The organism is Saccharopolyspora sp. (genome assembly GCF_017434145.1).
In the GTDB taxonomy this organism is placed as follows: domain Bacteria; phylum Actinomycetota; class Actinomycetes; order Mycobacteriales; family Pseudonocardiaceae; genus Saccharopolyspora_C; species Saccharopolyspora_C galaxeae.
The window spans coordinates 1-2,838 of record NZ_JAFRFW010000248.1 but is presented as its reverse complement, the minus strand read 5'-3'; the positions used below and the strand labels follow the sequence as shown (position 1 = coordinate 2,838).

The 2,838-nt window shown below is 73.0% G+C and carries 2 protein-coding genes and 1 pseudogene; all 3 read right to left on the bottom strand.

The annotated features are described in order from the left end of the window. Positions 1-1,224, bottom strand: a 1,224-nt coding sequence (locus IJH84_RS06940) for a glycosyltransferase (protein ID WP_295141667.1), incomplete at its 3' end; no start/stop codon positions are given. Positions 1,225-1,754: 530 nt separating this feature from the next. Further along, positions 1,755-2,174 (bottom strand): annotated as a pseudogene (locus IJH84_RS06935) (glycosyltransferase family 2 protein); the annotation flags it as partial. A 197-nt stretch (positions 2,175-2,371) separates the two neighbouring features. Continuing rightward, entirely contained in the window at positions 2,372-2,701 is a 330-nt protein-coding gene (locus tag IJH84_RS06930) for a WhiB family transcriptional regulator (RefSeq protein ID WP_233628707.1), read from the bottom strand. Between the last annotated feature and the right edge of the window lie 137 nt (positions 2,702-2,838).

The window sequence follows — 2,838 nt, the reverse complement described above, 5'->3', positions numbered from 1 at the left end:
GGGTGCGGGAGAGCCGGTCCCGCCGTTCACCGGATGCCACGAAGCGAGGTAGTCGCGCCAGGTGGTGCTCAGGTCCGCGACCGGCAGCAGCCGCCCGCCCTGCAAGGTGCCGCCGAAGCGGGGGAACTCGGCGACCAGCCCGTGCGTGATCAGCGCGAGCACCACCAGCGCTGCGGTGAGCACCACGGGTGGAGCCAGCAGCAGCTCCCGCAGCACCCGCCAGCGGTTCACCTCGACCAGCAGCAGCTGCCGGTCCGGTTCGGCGGGCTCGGGCCGCGCCCCGCGCGGAACCGGCGACGGTCGCTGAGGTGCAGCGGGTTCGGCCGGGGCCTCGGCGGATTCCAGCGGCACCACGACAGGTCCGGCCGGGCGTCGCAGGCCCGCGACGCGGCGCTGCTTCTCCGGTCCGGCAGCTCCCGCGGGCAGCGCACCTGCGGGCAGGGCTTCCGGGCCGACCGGGCGCGGCGCTGCGCTGCTGGTGATCGCCGCGCTTCCGGGGATCGCTGCGGAAGACGGAACCCTGCCGAGCACGACGTCGCGCCGCACGCGCTCGCGCACCAGCCAGGCGAACGCCGCGCGCAGCCCGTTGCGCAGCCGGGTGAGCCTGCTGGTCAGCAACCCGCGCACTTCGGAGCGCCGCGGCGTGACCTCGCGGCGGGCCGCCCGCGCCTTGCGCAGGCCCATCCGGCCGGTGCAGATCCCGGCGAGCACCGACAGTTCCGCGGCCGCGTCCGGCCAGCGCCGCAGCAGCGCGAACCCGGCGGCGCGCAGCGTCGCGAGCACCAGCAAGCGCGGAACGCCCAGCACGAACGACAAGACCGCCGAGTTCACCAGGAACGTCCGGACACCTCCGACCCGCTCGGCGGCCCGGAGGGTGCGCTGCGCAGCGGCATCCGGCGCCCGCTCACCGCGCCGCAGCAGACCGGCGTGGCGCATCCGCGCGCCCGGCACGCACAGCACGAGGTGTCCGTCGGAGTTGACCCGCCAGCCGAAGTCGACGTCCTCGAAACCGATCGGCAGAGCGGTGTCGAAGCCGCCGAGCCGCTCGAACACGTCCCGGCGGATCAGCACACCGGCCGTGCTCACGGCGAGGACTTCGGAGACCGGCAGGCCCGCGGTCCTCGGCTCCGCGGCAGGTTCCGAAGCAGCTTGATCAACCGGGTCCGGACCGTGCTGGGCGTCGTCCGCCTCCGCGGCCGATAACTCGCGGTCCGGCGAATCCACCTCGGCTTGATCGGGCTCGACAGGATCGGTTCGCGCCGAATCGGACGGAGCCGGATCGGATGGAGCCGGATCGGATGGCGCCGAATCGGAGGGCGCGGCATCGGACGGAGCCGAATCGGCCAGGGTCGAAACGGAGGATGCCGATTCGGAGGAGACCGAAACGGAGACCGCCGGATCGGAATCGACGGCTACCGACCGACTCGGGACGGACCCGGCGTATTCGACCCGGCCGAATCGTCCCCGGCCGAATCGTCCTGGACCGAGGCGTCGTCGGCCGAGCCCTCGCCGACCGAGTCCGCACCAGCCCGGTCCGCGCCGCCCGCATCGGCGCCACCCGCATCGACGTCGGCCGAACCCGGCTCCGAGCCGTCTCGCTCCATCCCGGGATCGTCCGGGACCGCGTCGACCGACCCGCCGGAATCCTCCGGCACACCGCCGGAAAGCGGACGATCCGAACCCCCGGAACCGTCCAGTTCGGACTCACCGGCACCGCCCACCAGCGCAGGGTCCAATTCGGACGCTCCGATGCCGGTCTGCCGGTGCCCGGACGCATCCGTGGACAGCCCGCCGTCCACCACGAGCCGCGGATCGTCCCAATCCAGCCCGAGCGGTCCCAGCACCGCGGCCGACGAATCCAGCTCCGCCACCCCGAGCAGGTTCCGCAGGCAGTCCGGTTCCGGCGCGGAATCGTCGTGCAGCACCCACAACCACCGGCCGGGATCGCCCCAACGCGCGTTCGCGTGCTCGACCGCCGCGGCGACCGCGGTGCCGAAACCGGTGTCGCGCTGCAACGTGAGCACCCCGTCCAGCGCGTCCTCGGCCGCGAGGATCTCCGCGGTGCGATCAGCGGAACCGGTGTCCACCGCGAGCACGTGGCGGGGCCGGACGGTGAGCCCGCGCAACGCGGACAGCACCTCGGCCAGCGCGGTGTCGCCGTCGTGGCACACCAGCACGGCCAGCACCGGCGCGGTGCTGCGACGCGGCGCGGTGCTGGAGCGCGCGGTCCCGACCACTCTGTCCTCCCCTGCCGCCGTTCACCGATCTCGGCACGACGGTAGTCGAACACGGCGCCGGACCGGACCCCGCAGGCCGTCTCGGTTCTCGTTGCGCGCAGGGGGCCGCGGCCGGAAGCGGCCGCCTCAGCACCTCATCCCGCGCGCCGCTTCAACCTGCGTCGTTCCCGTTCGGACAGACCGCCCCAGATGCCGAACCGCTCATCGTGCTCCAGGGCGTACTCCAAGCACTCCGAGCGCACTTCGCAGCCGGCGCAGATGCGCTTGGCCTCCCGGGTGGAGCCGCCCTTCTCCGGGAAGAACGCCTCGGGATCGGTCTGCGCGCACAGCGCGCGCTCCTGCCATTCCTGTTCCTGCTCGCCGAGTTCGAAGAGCTGGGCGAGCACGTCGACGTCGGTGCTGTCCGCTTCGCGCGAATCCCCCCACCGCACCAAGTGCGGCTGCGTGAGCCGGTTCTGTTCCATCAAGCTGCCCTGTTCCATCAGGTGGGCTTGACCTGTCTCCCACATCTGGTCCTCCCCCGATCGCTCCCTTTCCCTGCGGTCCTCCCCAGGACCGTTCGGGATGCACTCCGGATGCGGACCGCGGCCCGCATCGCCGG